General features: G+C 68.8%; 5 protein-coding genes. All 5 read left to right on the forward strand.

Annotated elements, in window-relative coordinates:
* A partial coding sequence (locus Q0W90_RS23210) for a zinc-binding dehydrogenase (RefSeq protein ID WP_297776894.1) occupies positions 1-535 on the forward strand: 535 nt, incomplete at its 5' end.
* Between the two features lie 55 nt (positions 536-590).
* Positions 591-1,562: an NADPH:quinone oxidoreductase family protein gene (locus Q0W90_RS23215; protein ID WP_297598017.1), complete on the forward strand. Its 972-nt coding sequence runs from the start codon at positions 591-593 to the stop codon at positions 1,560-1,562.
* A gap of 104 nt (positions 1,563-1,666) precedes the next feature.
* The gene (locus tag Q0W90_RS23220) at positions 1,667-2,770 is read left to right on the forward strand and encodes a homogentisate 1,2-dioxygenase (RefSeq protein WP_297598016.1); all 1,104 of its coding nucleotides are present in this window, start codon (positions 1,667-1,669) and stop codon (positions 2,768-2,770) included.
* Positions 2,770-3,966 carry an alpha/beta fold hydrolase gene (locus Q0W90_RS23225; protein ID WP_297776897.1) on the forward strand — a complete coding sequence of 399 codons (1,197 nt, stop codon included), beginning with the start codon at positions 2,770-2,772 and terminating at the stop codon, positions 3,964-3,966. Before Q0W90_RS23220 ends, Q0W90_RS23225 begins: the two co-directional genes overlap by 1 nt.
* A partial coding sequence (locus Q0W90_RS23230) for a CoA transferase (RefSeq protein ID WP_297776899.1) occupies positions 3,963-4,872 on the forward strand: 910 nt, incomplete at its 3' end. The genes Q0W90_RS23225 and Q0W90_RS23230, both read left to right, overlap by 4 nt.

Below are 4,872 nucleotides of genomic sequence, written 5' to 3' on the forward strand. Positions count from 1 at the left end.
CGGGGCCACCGGCGGTGTCGGCTCCGTCAGCGTGGACCTGCTGGCGGCCGCCGGGTATCGGGTGGTTGCCTCGACCGGCAAAGCCGAGGCCGGCGACCGGCTGAAAGCCCTTGGCGCCGCGGAGGTTATCGGCCGGCTGCCGGCCGATCCCGACGCCAGGCCGCGGCCGCTCGGCAAGGCGCGCTGGGCGGGCGGGGTGGATTGCGTGGGCGGGGCGACGCTTGCCGACGTGCTCAGCACCGTTGACTACGGCGGCGCGGTGGCGGCCAGTGGTCTCACCGGCGGTCCGGCCCTGCACACCACGGTGCTGCCGTTCATCCTGCGCGGTGTGGCGCTGCTCGGGATGGAGTCGGTACTGATGCCGATCGGGCCACGGCGCGCGCTGTGGGGCCGGCTGGGGGATTCCTTGCGGCCGCGTCACCTGGACTCGTTGGTCGCCGACGTCGACGTGAAGGACGTGGTCGGCGTGATCGATCAGCTGCGCGCCGGCACGTTCTCCGGCCGGGCCGTGGTGCGGGTCGCGGGCGGATTTTGAGCCGGCAGTAGGCTGGCCAGGCGCCTGATCCGAGGGCAACGACGACGGAGGTGGCATGCGCGCGGTACGGGTGACCCGGCTCGATGGTCCAGACGCGGTCGAATTGACCGACATCGACGAACCGGCGGGCGACGGGGTCGTCGTCGACGTGCACGCCGCCGGGGTGGCGTTCCCGGACGCCCTACTCACCCGGGGCCTGTACCAATACCGCCCGGAGTTGCCCTTCGTGCTCGGTGCCGAGATCGCGGGCGTGGTCCGCTCGGCACCCGAGGGCGCGCCCGTGGGTCCCGGCGACCGGGTTGTCGGTCTCACGATGCTGTCCGGTGGCATGGCCGAGGTCGCGGTGCTGGCCCCGGACCGGGTGTTCAAGCTGCCCGACAACGTGAGCTTCGAGGCGGGCGCCGGCCTGCTCTTCAATGACCTGACGGTGTACTTCTCGCTGACCGTGCGGGGCCGGCTGCAGCGCGGCGAGACGGTGCTGGTCCACGGCGCGGCCGGCGGTATCGGCACCTCGGCGTTGCGGCTGGCGCCCGTGCTGGGGGCCTCGCGCACCATCGCCGTGGTCAGCACGCAGGACAAGGCGGACGTCGCGACGGCCGCCGGGGCGACGGACGTGGTGCTGGCCGATGGGTTCAAGGACGCGGTGAAGGAGTTGACCCACGGCCGTGGCGTCGACATCGTCGTCGACCCGGTCGGCGGCGACCGGTTCACCGATTCCCTGCGCTCGCTCGCTCCGGGCGGACGGCTGCTGGTCGTCGGGTTCACCGGCGGAGAGATTCCCACCGTCAAGGTAAACCGATTGCTGCTCAACAACATCGACGTCGTCGGTGTGGGTTGGGGCGCTTGGGCGGGGACGCATCCGGGCGCGCTGGGCGAGCAGTGGGCCGGACTCGAGCGACTGCTCGCCTCCGGGGAGCTGGCCCCGCCCGAGCCGGCGACCTACCCGCTGGAAGAAGCCGCGGCCGCGGTCGCCTCGCTGGAGAACCGCACCGCCAAGGGAAAAGTCGTGCTGCGCGTCCGCGCTTGACCGGCGGATGGTGGCGATCCCCGTCTTGTGCGGGCGAAAAAGAGAAAGTAATGTCACTTTCAGTTTTGTGACCACCGAGCTCGTCCCCATCAGAGGAGCCGTCCATGGAATCCTTTGTGCACCTGCGGAAAGGCCGAACCCCGCGCCGGCTTCACGCCGACCTTGACGGGCTCAAGGACGACGAGCTGGGCCGCGGCGGATTCACCGGCCGCACCGCCAACCTCTACCGGCGTAACGACCCCACCGCCTACCGGTCGGTCGGCCCGCTGCGCCCCGTCGACGTGCTGTCCAGCGAGCTCAAGCCCACCGACGCCACCGACGCCGATGGCGGGCCGCTGCTGATGTTCAGCAACGACGACTGCCGAATTCTGTTGAGCCGTCGCCATGAGCCGATGCCGTTCTACGCGCGTCATGTCGACGGCGACCTGCTGTGCTTCGTGCACCAGGGCAGCGGGCTGGTCGAGACCGAGTTCGGGCCGCTGCGCTATCGGGTGGGCGACTGGCTGTACATCCCGAAGGCGTGCACCTGGCGCCAGCTGCCCGACCCCTCGGCCGAAGGCGCGACCACGATGCTGATGATCGAGGCCGGCGACGAGTTTCGGGTTCCGCCGCCCGGCGCGCTGGGCCGCCACTTTCCGTTCGACCCGTCGCAGGTCGTCATCCCCGAGCCGGCGCCCGCCGACGACGAGCCCGGACGCGAGTACGAGGTCCGGCTCATCCATGAAGGCGGCCCGACAACGCTGTTCTACCAACACAATCCGCTCGACGTCGAAGGCTGGCGCGGTGACAACTTCGCGTTCACGTTCAATATCGCCGACTACAACGTCGTCACCTCCGACAGCGTCCACCTGCCGCCGACCGTGCACCTGTTCATGCAGGCCACCGGCGTCTACGTGATGAACTTTTTGCCCAAGCCCGCCGAAGGCATCCCGGGCACCGAGCGCACACCGTGGTATCACCGCAACGTCGACTACGACGAGGTCGCCTTCTTCCACGGCGGCTCGCTCTACGGCATCCCGATGCCACCCGGTTTGATTTCACATGCGCCGCAAGGAGTTCACCACGGCGCACCGGAGAAAGCGCGCGAGCGAGCGCGTCGCAAGTTCGACGAGTACTCCCGCGTCGACTGGCAGGTGATCGCTATCGACACCCGGCGGCGGCTGAGCCCGTCGGCCGAGGTGCTGGCCCACGACCTAGGACAACACTGATGACGCAAGCGGTGAAACCGACCAAGCACGAATACGACCGGATCCCGTACCTCGTTGCCTTCCAGAACAATTCCGGTGTTCGGGACGTCTACGGCGGCCTGGCCGAGATCACCGTGCTGGAAAGCTACCTGCTCCAGCCGAAGGACAATCCGTCGGACACCGTGCTGGTGTTCATGCACCCGATCGGCGGCGGCGCCTACCTGCCGATGATCAACGCCCTGGCCCGGGCCGGTCATCACGTCATCTACTGCAACAGCCGCTTCCGCGGCACCGACTCGGCGCTGCTGATGGAGAAGGTGGTCGAGGATCTCGGCGAGTGCATCAAGGACGCCAAGAAGCGGCTCGGCTACTCCAAAGTGGTACTGGCCGGATGGAGCGGCGGCGGCTCGCTGTCGGTGTTCTACCAGCAGCAGGCGCAGAATCCGACCATCACGTCCAGCCCGACCGGTGACGGCCCCGACCTGACCACACTCGACCTGCCCGCCGCCGACGGCATCATGCTGCTCGCCGCGCACATCAGCCGGCACGGCACGCTGACCGAATGGCTGGACGCGTCGATCCTCGACGAATCCGACCCCACCAAGCGCGATCCCGAGCTGGACCTGTACAACCCCGATAACCCGAACCAGCCGCCCTACAGCCAGGAATTCCTGGCCCGGTACCGCCAGGCACAGATCGCCCGCAACCGCCGTATCACCGCGTGGGTCAAAGACAAGTTGGCCGAGTTGAAAGCCGCCGGCCGACCGGATGACGAGTTCGGGTTCGTCGTCCACGGCACCATGGCCGACCCGCGCTGGCTGGATCCGGCCGTCGATCCCAACGAACGCGCCCCGGGGACGTGCTACCTGGGGGATCCTCAAGTGGTGAACATGAGTCCCGTCGGGTTGGCACGGTTCTCCACGTTGCGCGGCTGGCTCTCGCAGTGGAGTTACGACGACGCCCGCGGCGACGCGGTGTCCTGCGGACCCGACATCGCGATCCCGGCGTTGGTGATCGGTAATCTGGCGGACGACGCCTGCACGCCCAGCCACACCCGACGGCTTTTTCAAGCGATCGGGCACCCCGATAAGGAGATACACGAAATCCCCGGCGCCACACATTATTACGCGGGCCCCGGCCAGCGAGACGCGCTACGGTCGGCCGTCACCATCGTCACCGACTGGCTGATCCGGCACGATTTCGCGAGCAAAGAATGAGCCAACCGGCCTCGACGGGACCGCTGGACGGCGTCCGGGTGCTCGAACTCGGCACGTTGATCGCCGGCCCGTTCGCCGGCCGGCTGCTGGGCGACATGGGCGCCGACGTCATCAAGGTGGAACTGCCCAAGGCGCCGGACCCGTTGCGCACCTGGGGTCAGGCCGAAGTCGATGGACAGCACGTCTTCTGGACGGTGCACGCGCGCAACAAACGGGCCATCACCCTCGACCTGCGCCGCCCCCGGGGCCGCGAACTGTTCTGTGAGCTCGTCGAGAAATCCGACATCGTGGTGGAGAACTTCCGCCCCGGGACCCTGGAGAAATGGAATCTGGGCTACGACGTGCTCAGTGACCGCAATCCGGGCATCATCCTGGTTCGGGTGTCGGGCTACGGACAGACCGGGCCCGACGCGTCCAAGGCCGGCTATGCCTCGGTCGCCGAGGCGGCCAGCGGACTGCGACACCTCAACGGTTTTCCCGGCGGCCCGCCGCCCCGGCTGGCGCTCTCACTCGGTGACAGCCTGGCCGGCATGTTCGGCGCCCAGGGCGCGCTGGCCGCGCTGTACCGCCGCAGCATCACCGGGCGCGGCCAGGTGGTCGACGTCGCGCTCACCGAATCCTGTTTGGCCGTCCAGGAATCCACGATTCCGGACTACGACGTCGCCGGCGTGGTGCGCGGCCCGTCGGGCACCCGGCTCGAGGGCATCGCCCCGTCCAACATCTACCGCAGCGCCGACGGCTCGTGGGTGGTGATCGCCGCCAACCAGGACACGGTGTTCGCCCGGCTGTGTAAGGCGATGGGGCGCCCGGAGCTGGCCACCGACGACCGGTTCGCCACGCACGTCGCACGCGGCCGCAACCAGGACGAACTCGACAACATCATCGGCTGCTGGGCCGCCGAACGCC

Source organism: Mycobacterium sp. (assembly GCF_025933915.1).
In the GTDB taxonomy this organism is placed as follows: domain Bacteria; phylum Actinomycetota; class Actinomycetes; order Mycobacteriales; family Mycobacteriaceae; genus Mycobacterium.

Coding starts and splice junctions, on each gene's coding strand:
- Q0W90_RS23215 (WP_297598017.1), top strand. CDS start 591: ATGCGCGCGGTACGGGTGACCCGGCTCGATGGTCCAGACGCGGTCGAA.
- Q0W90_RS23220 (WP_297598016.1), top strand. CDS start 1,667: ATGGAATCCTTTGTGCACCTGCGGAAAGGCCGAACCCCGCGCCGGCTT.
- Q0W90_RS23225 (WP_297776897.1), top strand. CDS start 2,770: ATGACGCAAGCGGTGAAACCGACCAAGCACGAATACGACCGGATCCCG.